The 20,445-nt window shown below is 65.9% G+C and carries 18 protein-coding genes; 12 read left to right on the top strand and 6 right to left on the bottom strand.

Going from position 1 to position 20,445, the window contains the following annotated elements:
• Window positions 1–8: 8 nt before the first annotated feature.
• A complete protein-coding gene (locus VN634_21560) occupies window positions 9–1,001 on the bottom strand; it encodes a hypothetical protein (protein HXC53489.1) in 993 nt (330 codons plus the stop codon).
• Window positions 1,002–1,192: 191 nt separating this feature from the next.
• On the opposite strand from VN634_21560, the gene VN634_21555 reads away from it, so the two are divergent.
• From VN634_21555 to VN634_21540, 4 genes are all read left to right on the top strand, one after another.
• Window positions 1,193–2,074, top strand: a complete 882-nt coding sequence (locus VN634_21555) for a ferritin-like domain-containing protein (protein ID HXC53488.1) — start codon at window positions 1,193–1,195, stop codon at window positions 2,072–2,074.
• A 234-nt stretch (window positions 2,075–2,308) separates the two neighbouring features.
• Window positions 2,309–3,943, top strand: coding sequence for an O-antigen ligase family protein (locus VN634_21550; protein ID HXC53487.1), 1,635 nt, complete (start codon window positions 2,309–2,311; stop codon window positions 3,941–3,943).
• A gap of 12 nt (window positions 3,944–3,955) precedes the next feature.
• A complete protein-coding gene (locus VN634_21545; GenBank protein HXC53486.1) occupies window positions 3,956–4,681 on the top strand; it encodes a VOC family protein in 726 nt (241 codons plus the stop codon).
• A gap of 677 nt (window positions 4,682–5,358) precedes the next feature.
• Window positions 5,359–6,654 (top strand): hypothetical protein, encoded by a 1,296-nt coding sequence (locus VN634_21540; protein ID HXC53485.1) that lies wholly within the window; start codon window positions 5,359–5,361, stop codon window positions 6,652–6,654.
• Between the two features lie 226 nt (window positions 6,655–6,880).
• Here the strand turns inward: VN634_21540 and VN634_21535 are convergent, their stop codons facing one another.
• Complete coding sequence (locus VN634_21535; protein ID HXC53484.1) at window positions 6,881–7,675, bottom strand: SDR family oxidoreductase; 795 nt, start codon at window positions 7,673–7,675, stop codon at window positions 6,881–6,883.
• 247 nt (window positions 7,676–7,922) lie between these two features.
• On the opposite strand from VN634_21535, the gene VN634_21530 reads away from it, so the two are divergent.
• Window positions 7,923–8,282, top strand: a complete 360-nt coding sequence (locus VN634_21530) for a hypothetical protein (GenBank protein HXC53483.1) — start codon at window positions 7,923–7,925, stop codon at window positions 8,280–8,282.
• A gap of 68 nt (window positions 8,283–8,350) precedes the next feature.
• On the opposite strand, the gene VN634_21525 is transcribed toward VN634_21530, so the two are convergent.
• A complete protein-coding gene (locus VN634_21525; protein ID HXC53482.1) occupies window positions 8,351–8,701 on the bottom strand; it encodes a tetratricopeptide repeat protein in 351 nt (116 codons plus the stop codon).
• A gap of 91 nt (window positions 8,702–8,792) precedes the next feature.
• Between VN634_21525 and VN634_21520 the strand changes: the two genes are divergently transcribed.
• The 3 genes from VN634_21520 to VN634_21510 all read left to right on the top strand — a co-directional run bounded on the left by VN634_21520 (window position 8,793) and on the right by VN634_21510 (window position 12,704).
• Complete coding sequence (locus VN634_21520; protein ID HXC53481.1) at window positions 8,793–9,947, top strand: hypothetical protein; 1,155 nt, start codon at window positions 8,793–8,795, stop codon at window positions 9,945–9,947.
• A gap of 92 nt (window positions 9,948–10,039) precedes the next feature.
• Window positions 10,040–11,434: an acyl-CoA reductase gene (locus VN634_21515; protein HXC53480.1), complete on the top strand. Its 1,395-nt coding sequence runs from the start codon at window positions 10,040–10,042 to the stop codon at window positions 11,432–11,434.
• Window positions 11,435–11,492: 58 nt separating this feature from the next.
• Complete coding sequence (locus VN634_21510) at window positions 11,493–12,704, top strand: aspartate aminotransferase family protein (GenBank protein HXC53479.1); 1,212 nt, start codon at window positions 11,493–11,495, stop codon at window positions 12,702–12,704.
• 17 nt (window positions 12,705–12,721) lie between these two features.
• Here VN634_21510 and VN634_21505 read toward each other — a convergent pair whose 3' ends face one another.
• The 3 genes from VN634_21505 to VN634_21495 form a co-directional block, all read right to left on the bottom strand.
• Entirely contained in the window at window positions 12,722–13,780 is a 1,059-nt protein-coding gene (locus VN634_21505; GenBank protein HXC53478.1) for a hypothetical protein, read from the bottom strand.
• Between the two features lie 271 nt (window positions 13,781–14,051).
• Entirely contained in the window at window positions 14,052–15,293 is a 1,242-nt protein-coding gene (locus VN634_21500; GenBank protein ID HXC53477.1) for a hypothetical protein, read from the bottom strand.
• Window positions 15,290–15,799 carry a hypothetical protein gene (locus VN634_21495; protein ID HXC53476.1) on the bottom strand — a complete coding sequence of 170 codons (510 nt, stop codon included), beginning with the start codon at window positions 15,797–15,799 and terminating at the stop codon, window positions 15,290–15,292. The genes VN634_21500 and VN634_21495 overlap by 4 nt, the downstream gene beginning before the upstream one ends.
• Between VN634_21495 and VN634_21490 the strand changes: the two genes are divergently transcribed.
• Genes VN634_21490 through VN634_21475 form a run of 4 tightly spaced genes read left to right on the top strand, consistent with a single transcriptional unit; the run spans window position 15,761 to window position 20,183 of the window.
• A complete protein-coding gene (locus VN634_21490; protein HXC53475.1) occupies window positions 15,761–16,501 on the top strand; it encodes a hypothetical protein in 741 nt (246 codons plus the stop codon). The two genes, VN634_21495 and VN634_21490, sit on opposite strands and share 39 nt — an antisense overlap.
• Window positions 16,502–16,529: 28 nt before the next feature.
• Entirely contained in the window at window positions 16,530–16,982 is a 453-nt protein-coding gene (locus VN634_21485) for a hypothetical protein (GenBank protein HXC53474.1), read from the top strand.
• The gene (locus tag VN634_21480; GenBank protein ID HXC53473.1) at window positions 16,972–18,807 is read left to right on the top strand and encodes an ATP-binding protein; all 1,836 of its coding nucleotides are present in this window, start codon (window positions 16,972–16,974) and stop codon (window positions 18,805–18,807) included. Before VN634_21485 ends, VN634_21480 begins: the two co-directional genes overlap by 11 nt.
• The gene (locus VN634_21475; GenBank protein ID HXC53472.1) at window positions 18,804–20,183 is read left to right on the top strand and encodes a sigma-54 dependent transcriptional regulator; all 1,380 of its coding nucleotides are present in this window, start codon (window positions 18,804–18,806) and stop codon (window positions 20,181–20,183) included. The genes VN634_21480 and VN634_21475 overlap by 4 nt, the downstream gene beginning before the upstream one ends.
• Window positions 20,184–20,445: the final 262 nt, after the last annotated feature.

Here is a 20,445-nt window from a genome sequence, read left to right as displayed (position 1 = left end):
GTCGAACCTCATTGATCCGTTCCCGTGACCCAGCCTTCTTCCGGCGCAGGTCCGAGTGTTCCGTCGCCAATGATCCAGAGCCGGACGAGCTCGATCAGCGAGTCGTCGATGGGGCCCTCGAGGTACGGCATCGACGCGCCGTAATCGGCGTCGAGAACATTGGTAAGTTTTCGATAGAGGAAGCTCATGTCCGGATCGCCGGGCGTGACGCGATAGAGCCCGTCGTTGGCCGCGCCGTCCATGTCCGGAACGACGTTGATGAGGTTTCCGTATGCCGCGCCGGACAGCAGGATGAGATTTCCCTGGTGGGTTTCGGAATCGTGGCACTGCGCCACCGCGCACGTCTGCGCGAAGATCTGCGTGCGGATCCGGTCGAACGTTCCCGTGTACAGGTCGGTCGGCACGTACACCGCGTCGCCTTCCGGGCGGCACGTGAACTTGACCTTGTCGACGTCGCGCACGTCGCCGACTGCCGTCGTGCCGTAGGTCGTGATTCTCAGCTGCTTGCGGTTCTTCTTCATCACGTTCGAAGAGTCGGGACCGATGAGCGGAACCGTGATGGTGCTCGACAGCGCGCAGCGATCGGGCTGCGACGTCGGCACGATCGCCGTCGCGCGCGCCTGCAGCGCTTGGAAGTCGGTGTCGAAGCGCGGGTCGTCTCCGTTGTCGACGGAGTGATCGATCGCGATGTTGTCGGCGCTGTCGCCGGTGCAGGAATCGAGCGCCGTCGAATTGACGCACACCTGGACGGAGAACGCGCACGTGCCGTTGCGAAGCCCGTCGTCGTCGCAGGTTGCGTCACCGTCGATGCAGTCGACGGCCTTCGGTGTTTTCGGAAGAGCAGGCTTGTTGGCGCCGGGAACCTCGAGCACGAGCGCGCAATCGGTCGCCGCGCTGCCGCCGCCGCCGACCGTCGACGCGACAGCGGACGTCGTCGCAAAAGGCGCAATGGCCGTAACTGCCATGACGGCGAGCATCGTCGTTACGCTTTGATGGCGCATCGCTCCCCCTGCAAGAATACGAAAGGCTACCCCGGAATCGCGCGCGTGGCCGAACAAACCACATCCCCCGCGGAATCTCAGCGGCGATTATGAAGGGGAGGTCACATCGGTCAAGGTGTTTTCGGACAATTCGACGCCATGCAGCACTGCAACGACAGGATTGCAGCCGTGCCGTAGAATCCTGAATACGAATGAAGTCTTCCGACAGCGAGCCCGATTCGATGCACGGCCTTCGGCGGCTTGCTCGACTCTGCATCGAGGAACGCGGCCTCGATCGCAAGGTCGAGCTCACTGGCCGCACGATTGACGCATGGCGTGATGGCAGGTTGCGCATCGAGCCACACACCGAATTGTCTACCGGTACGGGAGCACCCGATGATGTCACGCCCGGCCTGCCGCCGGGCCTCGTACTGACATCTCCGACAAGAGTGCGCCGGCGCAGTTTCGGATCGACGCAGGGTCTTGCCGCATTCGTTCACGCGATCGCACACATCGAATGGAACGCGATCAATCTTGCGTGGGATGCCGTCTGGCGCTTCGACGCGATGCCGCGTGAGTATTACGACGACTGGTCGATAGTGGCTGCCGAGGAGGCGAAGCACTTCGCGATGCTGCGTGCGCGACTGATCGAGCTCGGCACCGACTACGGCGCAATGCCGGCTCACGCCGGTCTGTGGGAAACCGCCCAGCACACCCGCCATGACCTGCTCGCCAGAATGGCGCTCGTCCCCCGCGTGCTCGAAGCGCGCGGGCTCGACGTGACGCCGGGACTGATCGAAAAGCTCCGTCGCAGCGGCGACGAAGCCACCGCCCGGATCCTCGAGGTCGTGCTGCGTGACGAGGTCGGCCACGTGCGCATCGGCTCGCACTGGTTCCACTATCTCTGCGAGCGGCGGGGATTGGCTCCGGCGGCGGCGTTCGAGGCGGCCGTGCGCACCCATTTTCGCGGCCGGACCAGGGCGATCGTCGATGCCGTACCAAGGCGGCTGCGCATCGAGGCCGGCTTTCGCGAGGACGAGCTCGATGCCCTCGCCCGTCTGGCCGAAGAGCCGGCAACGGGCCGCGTTTCCTGAAGAAGTCCGTCCCGTCGGGCCGTCATTGTGACTGGTAGTCGGGCGCCGGGCGGTCTACGATGCCGCGATCGAGTCGATCCCCGGCAGCAGCGCGCAGGCAGCCATCCGGCAATCCGTCCGTCACGGCATGCGGCGATCCACCATCCGGCCGTCCCGCGGGCCATCCGGCGGGCCATGCAGATGGAAAGCTGACACCCGCCTGCGAGCCCCGAAGCGACCGTTCACGAAGCAGCAATGATGGGCCCTTCCGAAGCCTCCACCGACGCACGCGGCCTTTTTGCCCGCATGGCGATGGCGGCCGGCTTCTTCGGCCTGCTGCTCGCCTCCTACATCACCGCGTGGACCGGCGGCGGCTCGTATCTGGTCAGCGCGATGATCGGCATCCTCGGCGTTGCGCTGGTCGTGCGCCGGCCGACGATCGGCGTCTACATCCTGCTGACCACGTTCCTGTTCACCTATCCCGCCGCGCTTCGCGGCGTCGGCAACCTGACGATCAACAACGTCCTCGGGCTGCTGCTCGTACCGATGATGATCTACGAGATGGTGCGCGACAATCGCTGGTGGGTCGTGCGCTTCAAGCCGTTCATCCTGCTCGCGATTGCCGTCGGATCGCTGATCGTGTCCGCGGCGTTCTACTCGGGCGGCAGCGAATACGTGGAAGAAAAAGCCACCACCAAGGTGGAAATGAGCACGCGCGCCCAGGGCCCGGCACTCTTCGCGACACGCGACGAAGGCGCCAAGCTTCTGACGCGAATGGTCTTCCTGGTACTGTTCGTATTCTTCGTCCGCACCAACCGCGACCTGCAGCTGGTCGTCGCGATCCTGGTCGCCGCGCTTCTGTTCACGTACTTCAGCATCGGAACCGGCGAAGGAATCGCCGGTTGGGGTACGGGACGACTGCGGTCGCTCGGTGATGCCGGCGGCGCGCTTTACGCAGGACGAAATCCGAACAAACTCGCCTATTTTGCGCTGCTCGTGCTGACCATGCTGTGGTACGCGCGGCGCACGATCCGCAGTCCGATCCTGTATCCGCTGTGGGCGGTCATCACCGCGATCACGTTCATCATGATCCCGCTGACCGCGTCACGAAGCGGCATGCTCAACCTTCTCGTCTTCGTCCTCATCGTGATGTGGGAAGGCAAGTTCAACGTCCGCAAGTTCGTCGCGTTTGCGGTCGTCACGATGGCCATCGTTATCCAGTTCGCCTACGACGCGAGCGTCATCGATCTGTTGCTTCCGTCGCAGACCGCGCAACGGCTGACCAACGTCGGTCTCAGCAGTCAGGCGCTGTCGGACGAGAGCTTCGAGGCGCAGGGCTCGGCCGGCGGCCGTTTCCGGACCGCCCAGGCCGCGACGCGTGTGTGGTTCGAGTATCCGGTGTTCGGCGTCGGAATCGGCAACTTCGAAACCGAGCGAGCAGTGACTGACCCGTTCGGCGTCGTCGGCCCGCCGCACAACTCGTACCTGTGGGCCCTCGCCGAAGGCGGCGTCGTGGTCTTCGTCCTGTACCTTTGGCTTTTCTGGTGGACGCTCCGCCGCATCCACGAGATCCGGTGGGAATACGAAGCGCGCTACGGTCCGATGAAGCTCGGCTGGCTCGTTGCCGCAATGCGAACCGCGCTCATCGGGTTCCTGTTCTACTCGTTCTTCGCGGACATGTGGTACCACGACTTTTTCTACATTCTCATGGGAATCTGCCTCGCGTTGATCCATCTCCACGAGCAGTACGCCGAAACCGGACGCGTGCCCGAGAGCTTCGCGATCGGTGGACGCAGCTCCGAGTCGTCTTCTCCCGCTTCGCGCGCGCCCCGGGGAGCCATCACGACTCCGCCGGTCGTGGTCGCGATGCCGCGACTTTCGGGATCCTGACCCCACGCGATCATGCGCGAGCTCCGGCTTGATCACGTCGCGTGCGGCGTCCGCAGCTCGCGAGAGATTGCTGCGCTTCTCGAATGCGGGCTCGGTGCACGCCCGCATCGCGGCGGCCCCGGCGCGGGCTTCGATGGGCGGCAGTGGTCGTTTGCCGGCGGCGGCCTGCTCGAGCTGATCGAGCCGAGCGGAGATCCGGACGGGTTTCTCCACCGGTTCATCGCAGCACGCGGCCCGGGCGTTCATCACGTGACGTTCAAGGTCCCCGACATCCACGACGCTCGCGATCGCGCCGTACGGCTCGGTTACGACGTCGTCGGCTTCAACGACGAACAGCCGTCGTGGAAAGAATGCTTCCTGCATCCGAAGCAGGCCGGCGGCATCGTCGTCCAGATGGCCGAGGTCGATCCGGACTACCAGAGCGACGACTGGCAGCCGTTTGCCGCATCCTACGAAGGTGCGCCGCGCAGCATCGCGACGCTCAAAGGTCCGCGCCTCGTCATTCGCGAGCGCGAACGCGCGCATCGCTGCTGGGTCGAGCTTCTCGGTGCCAGCGTCGAGAAGTCAGGCGACTCGGAAGAAACATTTCGCTGGCAAGGCTGTCCGCTCGTGATCCGCGTCGTCATCGACCCGTCCGCAAAGAGCGAAGGCCCGACGGCACTCGAGTTCGCGCCGTTCGAATGCGCATTTCCCGAACCATTGCCGGCGCTGCTGGGAAGTCCGCTCATTCAAAACTGAAGCCTCGGGCGTGCCCGCGGACGCTCACTCTCCGTTGATCAGTCGGCCGCGGACAGTCGGTGGAAGAGGCGCTCACGGACGGTCCGCGCGTGCGGGCTGCACGTCAGGTGACCGCGCCGGACGATCGGGTGGCCTGGTTCGCGTCGAGCGTTGATTCATGCGGCTGGACACGGGCTCGTGTCGATGCCGCTACCGGACTTGTTGTAGCGATGCGCAGCACGGCCCGCGCGGTAGTCCCTGGTGCACCAGCATTCCGCGGGGAATGTGATCCAGGTTTCGTCCGATGCATCAGCGCTTCAGAGTGATCGGTGTCTCGAGCACCTGCACCGGGGTGGGTGACTGGCGACGGATCCGAAAGGTTTCGTCAGAAATATGCGCGCGGCGCGAACTCGTACGTGCGACATCGGGCGCAGATACGTGCGACATCGGGCGCAGATCACGGCCGGCTATGCCATTTTTGTTATGGGAGCGTCGTCGCGATGTCGATTTCGCTTGACGCCGATTTTTCGCCGCTTCACGTCGCGTATAGCGAAGCGAAACGGAGCGCTCTGCTTTTTTCGCGGCTTCGGGCGTTGCGCCGCTCAGACTTCGCGCCTTATCGCGAGAGGCGCATGTCTCTGGCCGGTCGCATCCTTACGGCGAACGACGTCTGAAAAACCCGTGTTATAAGCGTCGTCATGACGACATCCTTCGAAAGCGTTGCAAGACTCTCCGAACAGGAACTGCTCGATCACTTCGAGTGCCTCGTCGCCCGCGACCGTCGTACGACTGCGGCGCTTCTCGTCGCGATCGCCGAGATCGATGAGCGCAAGCTCTGGGCGAGACATGCCTGCTCCTCCATGTTCAGCTTCTGCATGGAGCGCTTCCACATGTCGGAGCAGGTGACTGCCAAGCGGCTCTGGGCTGCACGGACGGCGCGCCGTTTTCCGGTCGTCCTCGACCTGGTCGCACGCGGCGAGCTGCATCTCAGCGCGATCCATCTGCTGGCCAGGCATCTGACGACCGAGAACCACCTGCGAGTGCTCGAGCGCGCCAGGCACAAGAGCTCGCGCGAGGTCGAGCGGCTGGTTGCCGAGCTGGAGCCACGAGCGGATGTGGCGTCGCGTGTTCGTGCGATGCCCGGGCGTCGCGGTGCGGGCGCGGCGAGCGATGGGACGGCGGTGGCAGCGCCAGCGTTTGCCGGCGGTTGTGCCGGCGGTGCGAGCGATCGGTGCGCTTCGACAGACCGCGAGTCCGTCGGTTGCTCGAACAATCGGCCGGACTCCAAGGTCGCCGGCGTCGCGACCGCTTCACGGTCAATCCAGCCGGACTCCGAGGTCGCCGGCGTCGCGACCACCCCACGGTCAGCGCAACCGGCAACAGTGAAGCCGATCGTTCCGCTCAGCCCGCGTCGTTACAAGATCGAGATCACCGTAGATGAAGCGACGCACGACAAGCTCCGCTCGCTACAGGATCTGCTGGCCCGCTCGGCGACCGGTCGCGATGCGGCCGCGATCATCAGTCGTGCGATCGACGTCCTGCTCGTCCGGACACTCGCGCGCAAGGCAGGCTCGACCGACCGACCGAAATCGACGACGTCGACGAACGCAAAATGCACCGATGGGTCGGGCGCAACGCCCGCGGCCGATAGAGCCGCTTCGCAGCGAGAACAGCGATCGCGGACCATCCCCGCAGCCGTGCGGCGCGACGTATGGCGGCGCGACTCGGGACGCTGCTGCTACGTAGACGCACGAGGACGTCGCTGCCGCGAGACGGGCAACATCGAGTTCCACCACAGAGCTCCCTTCGCCATGGGCGGACTTCCTACGCCCGAGAACATCGAGCTGCGCTGCGCGGCACACAACCAGTATCAGGCGGACCTCGACTTTGGCCGCGCCTTCATGGATGCGAGGCGCGGCAATCTGGCCGATGCGCGAACATTCCCCGGGGAATGTCGTACCGGCGGCCGCGGGGCGATGGCGGCCGCTCCGTGAAGGGGCACGCAGCGCGTGTCGTTGCAGCAACCGCGGGCACACATACTGGCGGGATCAATTCGACCATTACCACCGCCGCAAGATCGGCGTCGAGCGCTGCCAGGATGCGCTTGCGAACGCCGGAACTGAGTGCCTCTTCCCGCTCCCGCAGCGCTACCGCCGATGCAATCGGCAATGGATACCCGGACGACCCACGCCGCGTGGACACGCGTTACCGAGATTCGGATCAGGACGCCGCCACGTCCTCGCCGCCGTCGACGCCGATCACGCTTCCGGAAACCCACGCCGCTTCGGCCTCGAGCAGCAGCGCGACGAAACGCGCAACGTCTTCCGGCTTCGTCAGGCGGCCGCCGGGATTGAGCGCTCCGGCAACCTCCATCATCCGCTCATGCCCGGGAATCTTTCGAAGCGCCGGCGTATCGGTGACGCCTGCGCGAAGTGCGTTGACGGTAATGCCGCGCGGCCCGAGCTCGACCGCAAGCTGACGGACGAACGCTTCGAGCGCAGCCTTTGCCGCCGAGACCATTCCGTACGACGGCATCGAGCGCGTCGATCCGGCCGACGTCATCGCGAGCACGCGCGTCCCCGGTCCCATCAGGCCGCGCCACGCCGCCTCCTGCGTCCAGATCACGAGCGAGCTCGCCATCACTTCGAACGTCATTGCGATCTGCGCAGGCGTTGCCGACGTTTTCGGCGTGTCACCGACGAGCGGCATCAATGCTCCGAATGCGAGCGAGTGGAACACGAGGCGCAGCCGTCCCGGCTGGCAGCGCGTGGCGAGCTCGTCGAGGATCGCGCGCACCTTTTCCGGATCCGCGGCATTCGCATTGAAGAAGAGCGCTTCGACGCCGGCCGCTTCGCAGGCTTCGCGTGTTTCGGTCGCCGCCGCGATCGTCGAACGGCGGTCGAGATGGACTCCGCAGACGTTGATCCCTCTGGACGCCACGGCCCGGCTGACGGCCGCGCCGAAGCCGCTCGATGCGCCCAGAATCAGCGCCCAGTCCCCTGCCTGACGTGTCACGGCCCGCCTCCTTCTTTGGTCTCTTTCCGCAGGTGGCCTCATGGAAGGCCGCGGAGATGTCGTTCGATGGGACTCGACCGTAAGCGGCGCCGAACCTGCCCGCAAACGGTCCCGGGTCGTTGTCCGTGGACGGCGTGGGGCGTGGCTTGGACGTAGCCTGCCCGTTTGCTATAGCCCGCGGACACAAGTCTCGATCGACGGGCACGGCTTCGCCTGTTTCGGCGGCGACTGAATTCAAGGAGGAAACATGTCCGAAATCGACCTCGACAAGACCCCGCAGGAAGAGCTCAGGGAGAAGGCCTGGCAGGCAGCCACCCGCATCGTCGTCGCCGTCACCTTGATCGGGTCCGGCCTGCTCGTCGGCTATCTGATGTGGGGCGATGCCGCCGCGCTTCGGGGGCAGGTCAAGCAGAAGCAGGACCGCATCGTCGATCTCGAGAATGACCGGGAGACGACAAGCACAAGGCTCGCAAAGATCACACGCGACAAGGAAGTCTGCGAGAAGGCGCTGGCCAAGGGCGGCGGCGGCGGCGACGCTGCTGCTGCCGCTCCGGCAGCAGCGGCCCCCGCACCGGCCGCACCGGCTCCGGCCGCGGCCGCGAAATAATCCTGGCGTCGCGTATCCGCTCGATATCGAGGGGCCGGTCCCGACCAGGGACCGGCCCCTTTTGTTTGTCAGGCTCCGCCGATCTGCTTCTTCCAGTCGAGAACCTTGGCCTTGGCCGCGGCTTCCTCGGCTTCGGCGATTCGTCCGGCGCGCTGGTAGAAGACCGACAGGTTCGTGTAGGCGAGGATGTCGTCGGGCGAGAGCTCGACCATGCGCTTGCCGCACGCGATGGCCTCGTCGAACTCGTTCCTGCCGAGGTGCACCATCGCTTTACCGAGCAGCGCATCGGCGTAGTTCGGATCGATCTCGAGAATGCGATCGAAGCGCGCCATCGCCTCGTCATGCTTTCCTTCCCCATGAAGATCGCTGCCTTCGTAGAACAGCTCTTCGAGGTCGACCTCGGCTTCCGGCTCGCTCATGCGGCGAGCGTATCGCCGCCGGTCAGCGGAGCAATCCTCGGAAGCTCTTCCGGCAGCACTGTCGCCGCACCGGCGGCATGATCCGGACCGAATGATTCTCGATCGGGTCCACGAATTCATCGCACAGTCGATCGCGCAGCCGGGAGGATCGGCGGAGCCGTCCGACGACGCCACGTTCGCCCGGCTCGCACGCGAGGTCTTCGCGCACCAGTACGAGAACGTTCCGCTGTACCGCAGGCTTTGCGAGCTTCGCGGCGCCGGCCCGCGCGACGTGACGCATTGGTGGGAAATCCCCGCCGCGCCCGCGGACCTGTTCAAGGAAGAGAGCCTCTCGTGCGGCACCGATTCGCCGGCCAGGACGTTCCTCAGCAGCGGCACTACGCAGGGGCCGGATCGTCCGAGCCGCCACGTGCTCGATGCGAGCGATCTCGATCTCTACCGCCGCTGCTCTCTCGCCCATTTCGCTGCGATGACGATGCCCGACTCGCCGGGACCGATGGAGATCATCCTGCTCGGGCCGGGCGCGGTCAGTCATCCGGCCTCATCGCTCGGCCAGATGTACCAGTTCGTGATCGACGCGTTCGCTTCGAGCGAAGCCGATGCGCCGCGTGCGAGCCTGTTCGACGCCGCCGGCAAGCTCGACGTCGACGGAGCAGTCGCATCTCTCGAGCACGCTGCGGCCGGCACCACGCCGGTGCTCGTGCTCGCGCTTCGATCGACGATCACGGCCGTGCTCGATGCGCTTCGCGATCGCAGGCTCGCGCTCAGGCTGCCGGCCGACAGCCGCCTGGTTCATACGGGTGGAACCAAGGGCGGCCGCACGATGTCGCGCGCCGGCATCCTCAAGGCGGTGTGGAGATTCCTGCACATTCCCTCCTATCTCTGTGTCGAGGAGTACGGCATGACGGAGTTGCTTTCGCAGTTTTATGACGATGCGTTTCGCAGCCGCTGGAGCGGAAGGAACGAGCCGCGGGCGATGGTGGGTCCTGGGTGGACACGTACGATCGTCGTCGATCCCGCCACGCTCGCGCCGGCCGGTCGTGGCGAGCGCGGGATTCTCCGGCATTTCGATCTCGCGAACTGCGGCAGCATCTCGTGCGTCCAGACTCTCGATCTCGGCGTCGCTGCCGGACGCGGGTTCGAAGTGCTGGGGCGTGCGAGCGGAGCCGACGCGCGCGGCTGCAGCCAGTTGATGTCCGGCCTTTCCGGCAGCATACCTGGCAGCGATCCCGCAGCGGACGGATAAAGCAGGACCGAAGCGGACGAATAAGAAGGACCGAAGCGGACGGACACGTTGGAATCGAAGCGGACAGATCGGAAGGCATCGGGCGGACGGTTGTGAAGACGACTTCGACAGGCGAACAGGAACCGGGCACGCGCGAAGGTCATCGCGCGATGCGTGCTGCGCAGGGCGGAGGCGGCGCTTCCGCGCCGTGCGCGACCAACGCCGCGGCGCTCGAACAGGCGATCCGCGAAGGCGGGCGCGCGCGCGCGCGTGTTCTCGACGCCATGACCACCGCCGAGATCATCGAAATTCTCGCAGCTGCGGCCACCGCGTGGACCCAGCCCCACTACACTCCGCGCATCCGCCTCGTCGGGCTGCTGACGCGCGACCTCCGGCTGTCGCGCGTGCTTCTCGAGCGCGGCCTCGACTCGATCTTCGGCGTCGTCACCGAGGACTCGCTTCGCCGCCTTGTCGAGCGCGAAGTCGAGCAGCCGCAAGCGCTCGAATCCGCAACCGAGATGATCGGCGGCCGTCGCGGGCGCCTGCTCGGCCCACGCGTCGTATTTCATTCGCTGGCCGGCAACGTGCCGGGGCTTTCGATTCCTCCGATCGTCGCGTCGCTGCTGGCGCGCTCGATCTGCGTGGTGCGCGACAGTGAGCGGCAGCCGTGGCTGACGGCCGCGTTCGTCGCGACGCTCGCCGAGTATTCGCGCGACCTTGCCGCCATGGTCGTCCCCGCGTCGTGGCGTGCCGGCGACATGGGAATGGAGAAGCTGATTTTCGAGCTTGCCCATCGCGTCGAGCTGTCGGGCTCGGACTCGACGATGAAGTCGATCGTGTCGCGGCATCCGCGCCGACCGATCGTCACGCGCGGCTCGCGCATCAGCGTCGGCGTCGTGCCGCGCGAGGCCGACACCGACCAGTGGCAGGAAGGCTTTGCGGCCGACATCGTGCAGTACGAAGGCCTCGGCTGCCTGACGCCGCACGTCGTGTTCGTCGAAGGTGCGGAGAAGCGCGCGTCGCGTCTTGCGCGCCTGCTCGGGATTCAGCTCAGCCGCTACGAGGCGCTGTGTCCGCGGCTTCCGCGCGAGCTTGCGGTCGAGACGAGGCGGCGCGCGTTTCTCGATGCGTGCGAGATGGTGTCGCTTCGCGAAGGCGGCGGCATCCTGCTGCGCGGGCGCGGCGATGCGTGGGTGGTGCACTACCGGCCGCTTGCTCCGGCAGCGCCGGGACCGGGGCTGCGCACCGTCGTGGTCGCATCGGTCGCCAATCGCACCGAGCTCGTCGAGCGGCTGAGAACCGCACAGCTTCCGCTGGCCGGCGTCGGGCTCGGGCTCGATCCCGCGCATCACGCGTACGAAGACCTTGCCGGAACGTTCGAGCAGCTCGGCGCGACGTGGATCTGCCCACCCGGCCAGATGCAGCGCCCGCCGATCGAATGGGCGCAGGACGGACATCACCGGCTCGCGGATCTTCTCGAATGGCGCACCGTCGAAGAGACCGTTTGAGCCGGCCGCCCGCGACAGTCTTTCGCATGTCCGCGGCATCTGCCGTACCAACCTCACCATGACTCCGGGCGAGCAGCTCGCCGCGTTCCTTCGCAACGTCGCGCAGACTTCCGACTCACCGCTCGGCCTCGTCGTCGAGCGCGCGAGCGGCTGCACGATTCACGCTGCCGGCGGCCGCGAATACCTCGACCTGCTTGCCGGCATCGGCGTCTGCGCGCTCGGCCACGGAAATGCGCGCGTGCTCGAAGCCATCCGCGTGCAGGCCGAAAAGCATCTTCACGTGATGGTCTACGGCGAGCTCGTCCAGGAGGCGCAGGCCGCGCTTGCGCGGAAGCTTGCGAGCGTCCTGCCGGCAACGCTCGACAACGTGTATTTCACGAACTCCGGCACCGAAGCCGTCGAAGGCGCGCTCAAGCTCGCGCGCAAGGCGACCGGAAGGACCTGGCTCGTCTCGTGCAGCGGCGGCTTCCACGGCGATACGATGGGATCGGTCTCGGTCGGCGGCAATCCGGTCTACCGCACGCCGTTCGAGCCTCTGGTCGGCGACGTCGCGCAGATCGATTTCAACGACTTCGACGGCCTCGCGGTGATCGACGAACGCCATGCGGCCGTCATCGTGGAGCCTGTGCAGGCCGAAGCCGGCGTGATCCTTCCGAAACCGGGATGGCTTGCGGCGCTGCGCGCGCGCTGCAGCGAGCACGGCGTGCTTCTGATCTTCGACGAGGTGCTGACGGGCTTCGGCCGGACCGGAAGCCTCTTCGCATTCGAGCGCGAAGGCGTCGTGCCCGACGTGCTGGTGCTGGCCAAAGCGCTCGGCGGCGGCCTGCCGCTCGGCGCGTTCATCGCATCGCGCAGCGTGATGCGCACGCTGTCGCACGATCCGCCGCTCGCGCACGTGACGACGTTCGGCGGCCATCCGCTCTCGTGCGCGGCAGGGCTCGCGTCGCTCGAAGTCATGCTGGAGGAGAAGCTCGCCGATCGCGCGGCCCGGCTCGGCGAATGGTTCACGGACCGGCTGCGCCAACGGCTGCGAAGCCCGGCCGTGCGCGAGATCCGCCACGCCGGGCTTCTGATCGGAATCGAATTCGATGCCGCCTCGCGCGCCGCGGCGTTCACGCAGGCCTGTCGCAGCGAGGGACTGCTGCTCGGGTGGACGCTGCACGACGATCGGGTCGTGCGGCTCGCGCCGCCGCTCGTCATTCACGAAGCCGAGCTGGACGACGCGAGCCTTCGCATGGAGCGCGCGCTGTCGCGCACGGCTGCCGGCTAGTCGGTCAGAACGCTGCGCTATGGCGCGCAGACGACGTTCGTCTTCATCAGTGTCGTATGCTCGACGCCCGACGGCGCGCCCTCGAACGCTGCCGCCACGTCGTACACCGTCCTGATCCGCGGTGTGAAGAACGCGCTCACCTGCGACGAACAGATGTAATCGAGACCGTGGCCGAAGTTGCCTTCGGTCACCTCCTCGAGCGGAACGTCCGCGGTTTCTATTCCATCCGGTTGGAACGATCCGAAGTCGTCGTCGATATACGAGGCCGCCACGACGTCGACAACGTCTTCGCCGGCATTCTCCGAAACCAGCGCCGTAAGCACCAGTCCCTCGTCCACGGTGATGACGCTCGTCGGCACGCCGACTACGCGGGCAGTTACGCCGAGAGGCACGATGGCGAGTGTCGAGAAGTGTCCGAGGTCGGCGCGGGCCGCGACCCGTGTCGTTCCGGAAGTCGAATCCACCGTCTGTGTCTGGTTGTCGAGCACCTCGACGCCATCGTCATCGATCGAAACGAGCATTGCGATCTTTGCGCCCAGTCCGGATACCGACGCGTCGTCGCGCGGTATCGTGACCGTCGCCGGCACGTTGAATGTGAGTCCGGCAGGTTCGAGTCGCCAGGCGGTCGCATTGGTTCGCAACGAGGCGGGAAGATCCGAGAGCGCACCGCCTTCGATCGAAACGGTCGTATCCGAATCGAGCGCGCCGGCCGGAACCGCGATCGTGACCGAGCCGTCGAGCGATTCGATCGTGCCGCCGGCGGCTCCGATGACTTTCTCGGCCCGGCAAACCGGGCACTCCAGCCCGTCGCCGAGCCCGACGGCGAAGCGAAGCACCCGCAGCGCGTCCGAGCTCGTGATTTTGCCGTCGCCCGTCGCGTCGCAGACGCACGTCGTGCAGCCGATCGTGCCGACGGCCGCCCGCAGCACGCTCAGCGCATCCGACGCGAGCGGCTTGGGTCCAAAACTCGCTGGCTGGCCGCAGTTTCCGAAGTCTGCGCGCGACGGCGATGCCGCCGCGAGCAGTGCGAAAGCGATCCCGACGAGACGGATCAATGAATTACGTGTTCTGGACACGGACTGTACCTCCACGGCTGGGCCTGGAGCCTCGCCGGCCCGACGCCGGCGACGCTCGCAACGTCATGATCGCAGTGTCGCCCGGTCGAGCCCGGAAGTACTTGAGGAGTTCTTGAATTGGTCTTGAAGATGGGCCGGTCGCCGGTTGCTGCCCGGCTTTGGGAAGATCCACGACCATGGGCGCGGGTCCGTCCACGGGCGCCGGTCCGCCACGCGCCGTGGCCGGACCGGCGTTCTGCCCGGACCGTTGCTGCCCCGACCGCCGGGCCCGTCAGGCCGTGCAGTCGAGCACGACCGGCTGGCCGACCGCGAACCTGAGGATACGCAGTGCGTCCGACGACTGCAGCGAGCCGCTGTGGTCGGTGTCGCAGCGCGCGAGCGTGCACGGCGACGACAGCTCGACCGCCGCACGCAGCGCGGCAAGCGCATCGGTCGACGTGATCCCGCCGTCGTCGTTCGCGTCTCCGCACACGGCCGCATCGAGCGTCGTCGTCGACGACGACATCGACGTGGTCGTCGTACTCGTCGTTGTACTGGTCGTTACCGGTGCGATGAGGTTGACCGCTGCCATCTGCGAGCCGATGTAGTTTCCGACCTCGCCTTCGGCCGGATTCGAATCGCTCTCCGGAAGGGCCTCGTGGTCCTCATCGTTATACTTGCCGGTGTACTCGTAGAATTCGTAGCGGCGGGTCACCGACTCGTTGCCTTCGGCGATCTGCGCTTCCTGCTCGGCTTCGTGCGGCACGCCCACCTCGGACTGAAGAAGCTGCCATTCCATCTCGACTTCGGCCGCCTCGTCGGGCACGCGCTCATCGTCGGTCACCAGATGGTTCAGCTCGGCCGGCTCCGGCGATTCGGTCTTGTAGACTTTCATCCAGATCGCATCGCCGAACGGGAACTCGTGCGGCTCGGGCGGCTCGATCACCGCCGCGACGACCGGATGAATCTGGTCGGGCGACTGCGGAGGCGGCGGCTTCAGGTTCCAGATCGGCGCCGGAATGTGCACGTCGGTGCCCGCACGTTTGAGCGTGCCGGGCTGCTGGGGATCGGCAACCAGCCAGCGGTACGTCGTGGTCGTCGGATTTCCGTTCAGCGAAACGCCGAAATGCTCGCAGCCGCTCGACAGGTAATCGCCGGCTCCGCCCGTCCAGCATGCGTGCCCGTCGGTCGGGCTGATCACGGCCGGCGCGAGCGGTGTCGCCGCCGCGAACGTCTGCGTGCCGGGGTCGTACGCGCTCTCGTAGCGGACATAGACGCCGCCGGCGAAGTCGACGACTACGGGATTCCCGTAGCGCTGCTCTCCGAACGTGTACACGACATCGGCGCTCGAGAGTCCGTCGAGCTCGATCTCGAAGCCGTGGGTCTCCTCGCCGGTATCGTTGAAGCAGTCGAAGTTGCTGAGCGTACCGAACGTGGGCGAGTCGGCGTTGCCAGCAGTGGGAAATCCGATCGCAGCGGTGACAACCGCCACGGCGGCTGCGAACCCGGAAAATGAGGATTTATGCGGAATCATGCGTGTCTCCTTGGCAGCCGTACTCCGATGGCTGCGGGCTCCGTCCGGTATTCAGCAAAGCCCGTTCCAGAACGGATGCGACCTGCGAAGTGAGTGCGCAATTTCTTGCGTGATCCGCGCAGCCCAGGCCTGCCGCGCTTTTTGCGATTGCAGGCGTTTGCGAGAGTGTGTCCCGCGTTGAACCGGAGCAGACCATGAACGTCCGCCGGCACCGATTTGTGCGCGTAGTCGCATTCGTCGCGTCGCTGCTGCTGTGCTTCGCCTGGCACGCACACGCCGACTATGAACCCGGCCGCGGACTGCCACTTTTTCATGACAGGCTGACCATCGGTGGCTACGTTGCCGTCGATGCCGCGTTTCTCGACGATTCCCGCGACGAGCTCGTCGTCGATGACCTCAGCGCTTTTCTTACGCTTCGGCTCACTGACCATTGGCTGCTTTTCACGGAAGCCGAGCTCGAAGATCCGGTGCACATCGAATCCGGCGGATTCGGCAGCGGCGATCACCTGTTCAACCTCGAGCGGCTCTATTCGCAGTGGCTGGCGGGTGAGCACGTGCGGCTGCGGATCGGCCAGATGCTCACGCCATTCGGCATCTGGAACGTCATTCACGCCGAGCCGCTCGTCTGGACGTCGTCGCGTCCGATCGCGACCGCGGAGTTCTTCGACACCAGCGTCACCGGCATGGAAGCCACCTTGTTCGCGCCGGTCACTGCCTTCGATCTCATCATTACGGCGTTCGGGCAGGTGACACCGCAGATCGATGACAGCCACGATCCGCAGAAAGCACGCCGCGCCGTCGGCGCTCGCGCCGAGGCCGGCACCAGCAGCGGTGTGCGCGTCGGTGCATCGGTCGTCCACTTCCATGACCACGTCGATCATCGCGACGAAACGACCTTCGGCGTCGATGCCTTCTGGACTGCCCGGCTCGTCGAGCTCTCGTCCGAGATCGCAATCAATGCGCCCGATTCCGGACACGCGACCGGCGGCGGTTATGCGCAGATCGTCTGGCATGCCGGGCTCAACCTTCATCCGTTCGTTCGTGTCGAGTACGTGGACCTGCGCGGATTCGACCGGGTACCCGTCGTCTTTGGAGCAGCGTGGAAGCCGTACGACGCCATCGTCTTCAAGCTCGAAGGCATCCTCGGTGGTGATGACACGAGCCTCGGCGGCGACGGCGTGCTCTCGTCGTTCTCGATGCTGTTCTGAGCCAGCCATGTCACGCGGTGGAAGGTACGTGAGAGCCGCGCTGGCCGGCATGATCTGCCTGACGGCAGCCCTCCTGCCGGCAAGCGGGCGATGCGGTCAGGCAGCCGCAGGCGATGTCGCGTGGAGGGTGATCGTTCATCCGCTCAACCCCGTACGCTCGATTGCCCGCGACGAGCTCGAACGGATCTATCGTGGGAAGAGCCGCTTCTGGCGCGACGGAAGCGCGATCCTTCCGCTCAACCTTTCCGGCAGCGATCCGCTGCGCCGCGCTTTCTCCGCGCAAGCGATGCGCGACAGTGAGGAAAACCTCGCGACTTACTGGAACCGCGAATACTTTCAGGGCGTCGCGCCACCCGCCGTCCTGCAATCGAGCAAGGCCGTTCGGGCGTACGTTGCGGTGACGCCGAACGCGATCGGATACATCGATGCGAACGACGTCGATCCGTCCGTGGCCGTCGTGGAGGTCGTCGATGTCCGCTGAAGTCGCACGAACGGGCCCGAGGACGTCGATCCGCGCGAAGCTGCTGGCCGCGTCGGCGATTCTGCTGACCGGGTCGACGCTGCTTTATGGCCTGGTCGCGTTCGCGACAGCACGCAGCGTGCTGCTGCCGTCGATTCGCGAGCAGCTGGCCGACGATACCGTCAACGTCAAGGGCGGGCTGGAAGAGATGCTGGTCGCCCACTACCGCAACGTTCGCACGTGGGCGCGGCTTTCGATCATGCGCGAGATCGTCGTGCAGGACATGGACAAGACGATCGCCCGTTTTCTCGCATCGCTCCAGCGTGACTACGGCGTTTATCTCGACATGCTCGTGTTCGGGAAGGACGGCGTCTGCGTCGCGTCGAGCGATGCGGACGATATCGGCAGGCGGCTGCCCGAGTCCGCCGCAACGGCGACCGACGGGGCGTACGGCGACTCCGCCGTACCATCGATGGAATGGTCCGATCGTCATCACGCGTGGTACGTACGGCTCGCCTCGACGATTCCCGACCCTGACCACGACGGCGAAGTGCTCGGCACGCTCGTCGCGATGCTCAATCGCGATGTCCTCGACCGGATCGTCGTGCCCAAGCCCGGCCACTCGCAGGTGGAGTTGCGCCTTTTCGACGGCAACGATCGCCTCGTGGCCGGACGCAGCGATCCGATTGCGATCCGGCATCCGGAGCGCTGGCAAGTGGGACGCGGCAGCAATCCGGAGCGCTTTCCCGCCGACGCTCCGCCCATCATTCACGAGGGAACCGACCTTGAGGGCCGCGCATTCATCGTTGCGGAAGTCCCGATCGGCAGCGAAAAAATACTGCCGACGCCCGGTTGGCATCTGACGGCGAGCATCCCGCGGGATCTGGCGCTCGCACCGGTCGTCGCGGTCCGGGATCGCGTGTTCGCCACCGGGTTCGGCCTGATTCTCTTTGCGCTCGCCGCGGCAGCGCTGCTGGCGGATCGCCTCGCACGCCCGATCAAGGAGCTGACGCAGGTGGCCGCGCGAATCGCGCGAACCGGTGATCTCGAACCCGTGCCGTCGCCGAGCTCGCACGACGAGGTCGGCGAGCTGGCGGGCGCGTTTCAGAGAATGGTCACGGCGGTCGCCTCGGCCAATGACGAAATGATCCGGACCTCCAAGCTGGCGTTCCTCGGCGAGATGGCGGCCGGTATCGCACACGAGGTGCGCACTCCGCTCGGTATCATCCGCAACGCGGCGCAGCTGCTCGAGCGCAGGATGAAGGACTGCGGCGACAACGAAGCCGCCGAATGGTCCGTCTTCATCAAGGAAGAATCCGATCGCCTGGCGCGCGTCGTCGCCGACCTCCTCGACTTCGTCAAGCCTGTGCCGCCGCTCAAGTCGTCCGTCGACCTGAGCGTGATCGTCGAACGCTCGGCCCACCTTCTCGCGTCGGAATCGACGGCGCGCGGCGTGGCAATCGACATTGAACATGCCCGGCAGCCGATCATCGTGGCCTGCGATTCCGACCAGATGCACCAGGTCTGTCTCAACCTGCTGATGAACGCGATGCAGGCGAGCCCCAGGGGATCGAAGGTCGAGGTTGGCCTGGCCGAATGCGGACCCGCAGCAGAGCTCGTGGTCGTCGATCATGGGCACGGGATCCCGTCCGAGGTCCTCGAAAGGCTGTTCGAGCCGTTCACCAGCAAACGGGACGGCGGCATCGGGCTCGGCCTCGCCATCGTACGCCGCATCGTGCGCGCACACGGCGGCGAGGTCACTGCCCGCAACCGGCCCGAAGGCGGCGCGGAGTTCCGCGTAACGCTTCCCGTCCACCAGCAAAGCAACAATGGAGAACTGCGATGAAACGCGAGCGCACCATTCTCGTCGTCGATGATGAAGAGCGATTCCGGCGGTTGCTCGAAGCGGCACTGACGCAGCGCGGTCACCGCGTGGTCACTGCTGCGAGCGGAAAGGAAGCCAGCGCCCGTCTCGACGAGGGCATCGACCTTCTGCTGACCGACCTCCGGATGCCGGACAAGGACGGCATTGAGCTTCTGGGCGAGGCGCGCCGGAGCAATCCGGCAATGCCGGTAATCGTGATGACCGCATACGGCACGGTCGATTCGGCAGTCCAGGCCATGCATCTCGGCGCGTTCGATTACATCACGAAGCCTTTCGACCTCGATGAGCTGGACATGCTGATCAAGCGTGCGTTCGAGCTGGACGGGCTCGCCTCCGAGAATCGTTTCCTGCGCGAGAGCGGGCACCGCGGACTCGCCAACATGGTCGGCCAGTCGGCCCCGATACGGAAGATGTTCGCCGAGGTCCGGTCCGTCGCGCAGTCGCGCGCTCCGGTGCTGATCGTCGGCGAAACCGGAACCGGCAAGGAGCATGTCGCTCGTGCGATTCACGAATGCAGCGACCGCGCCTCGTCGCTTTTCGTCCCGATCAACTGCGCCGCCATTCCGCTCGAGCTGCTCGAAAGCGAGCTGTTCGGACACGCGCGCGGCGCCTTCACCGGAGCATCCGACCAGCGCATCGGAAAGTTCGAGCTGGCTTCGGGCGGCACGATGTTCCTCGACGAGATCGGCGACATGCCGCTGGTGCTGCAGGCCAAGCTGCTGAGAGTTCTGGAAGAAGGGATCGTGCAGCGCGTGGGCAGCAACATCCCGGTGCACGTGGACGTGCGGATGGTTTCGGCCACGCACCGCAATCTGTCCGAGGCTGTCTCCGAAGGCCGTTTCCGCGAGGACCTGTATTACCGCCTCAACGTGCTGCAGCTGCGCGTGCCGCCGCTGCGCGAGCGCGACGGCGACATCGCCCTGCTCGCTGCGCATTTCCTTGCCGAGTCGGCATCGCGCATCGGCCGCCGGCCGCTGACGCTTCAGCGCGACGCGCGCGAGCTTCTCGAAGCCTATCTGTGGCCCGGCAATGTCCGGGAGCTGCGGAACGTATGCGAGCGCTTGACCGTGCGCTGCGAAGGCGACCGCGCGGACGACGACATGGTCGCACACCTGCTTGATCTTCCTGAGGTCGACCCGGCCGCTGCGGCTTCGATGGGCCCAGAGCCGGCCACGCTTGCTGCCGTCGTCGGACGCGCGGAGGCCGAAGCCATCCGTCAGGCGCTCGCGAAATGCGGCGACAACAAGGCCAAGGCCGCACGGCTGCTCGGCGTCAGCGAGCGCAACCTCTGGTACAAGATCAAACGCCATCGCATCGGAGACGTCGGCTGCGCGTAACGCCGCCGGTCGCATGGTGCCGGCGGTCGACCTTGACGATCGCAATCGTCGCGCAGAATCCTGCACGGATCGTCCAGATCTTGCGCGGATGCGATGCACCGGCAGAACGCGACGCAAGGCGAGGCTTACCGGCGATCCGCGGCCGATATCGATACAAGTACGTGTCGAGCAACGCATTCGCGCAAACCGGAATGTCCGTGTCGTGAGAAAAGACCATGCGGCGCGACACTGCGGCATTCCGGCACGCGCCTTGCGTACACCG

The sequence above is a fragment of the Candidatus Limnocylindrales bacterium genome (assembly GCA_035571835.1).
Classification (GTDB): Bacteria; Desulfobacterota; Binatia; order UBA1149; family CAITLU01; genus DATNBU01.
This window is presented reverse-complemented; position numbering and strand designations above follow the sequence as displayed.

Bases quoted from the DNA above. Each gene is read 5' to 3' on its own strand.
- VN634_21530 (HXC53483.1), top strand. From the start codon at position 7,923: ATGTCCGAAATCGACCTCGACAAGACCCCGCAGGAAGAGCTCAGGGAG.
- VN634_21475 (HXC53472.1), top strand. From the start codon at position 18,804: ATGAAACGCGAGCGCACCATTCTCGTCGTCGATGATGAAGAGCGATTC.
- VN634_21510 (HXC53479.1), top strand. From the start codon at position 11,493: ATGACTCCGGGCGAGCAGCTCGCCGCGTTCCTTCGCAACGTCGCGCAG.
- VN634_21525 (HXC53482.1), bottom strand. From the start codon at position 8,701: ATGAGCGAGCCGGAAGCCGAGGTCGACCTCGAAGAGCTGTTCTACGAA.
- VN634_21555 (HXC53488.1), top strand. From the start codon at position 1,193: ATGAAGTCTTCCGACAGCGAGCCCGATTCGATGCACGGCCTTCGGCGG.
- VN634_21520 (HXC53481.1), top strand. From the start codon at position 8,793: ATGATTCTCGATCGGGTCCACGAATTCATCGCACAGTCGATCGCGCAG.
- VN634_21560 (HXC53489.1), bottom strand. From the start codon at position 1,001: ATGCGCCATCAAAGCGTAACGACGATGCTCGCCGTCATGGCAGTTACG.
- VN634_21540 (HXC53485.1), top strand. From the start codon at position 5,359: ATGACGACATCCTTCGAAAGCGTTGCAAGACTCTCCGAACAGGAACTG.
- VN634_21545 (HXC53486.1), top strand. From the start codon at position 3,956: ATGCGCGAGCTCCGGCTTGATCACGTCGCGTGCGGCGTCCGCAGCTCG.
- VN634_21480 (HXC53473.1), top strand. From the start codon at position 16,972: ATGTCCGCTGAAGTCGCACGAACGGGCCCGAGGACGTCGATCCGCGCG.
- VN634_21550 (HXC53487.1), top strand. From the start codon at position 2,309: ATGATGGGCCCTTCCGAAGCCTCCACCGACGCACGCGGCCTTTTTGCC.
- VN634_21500 (HXC53477.1), bottom strand. From the start codon at position 15,293: ATGATTCCGCATAAATCCTCATTTTCCGGGTTCGCAGCCGCCGTGGCG.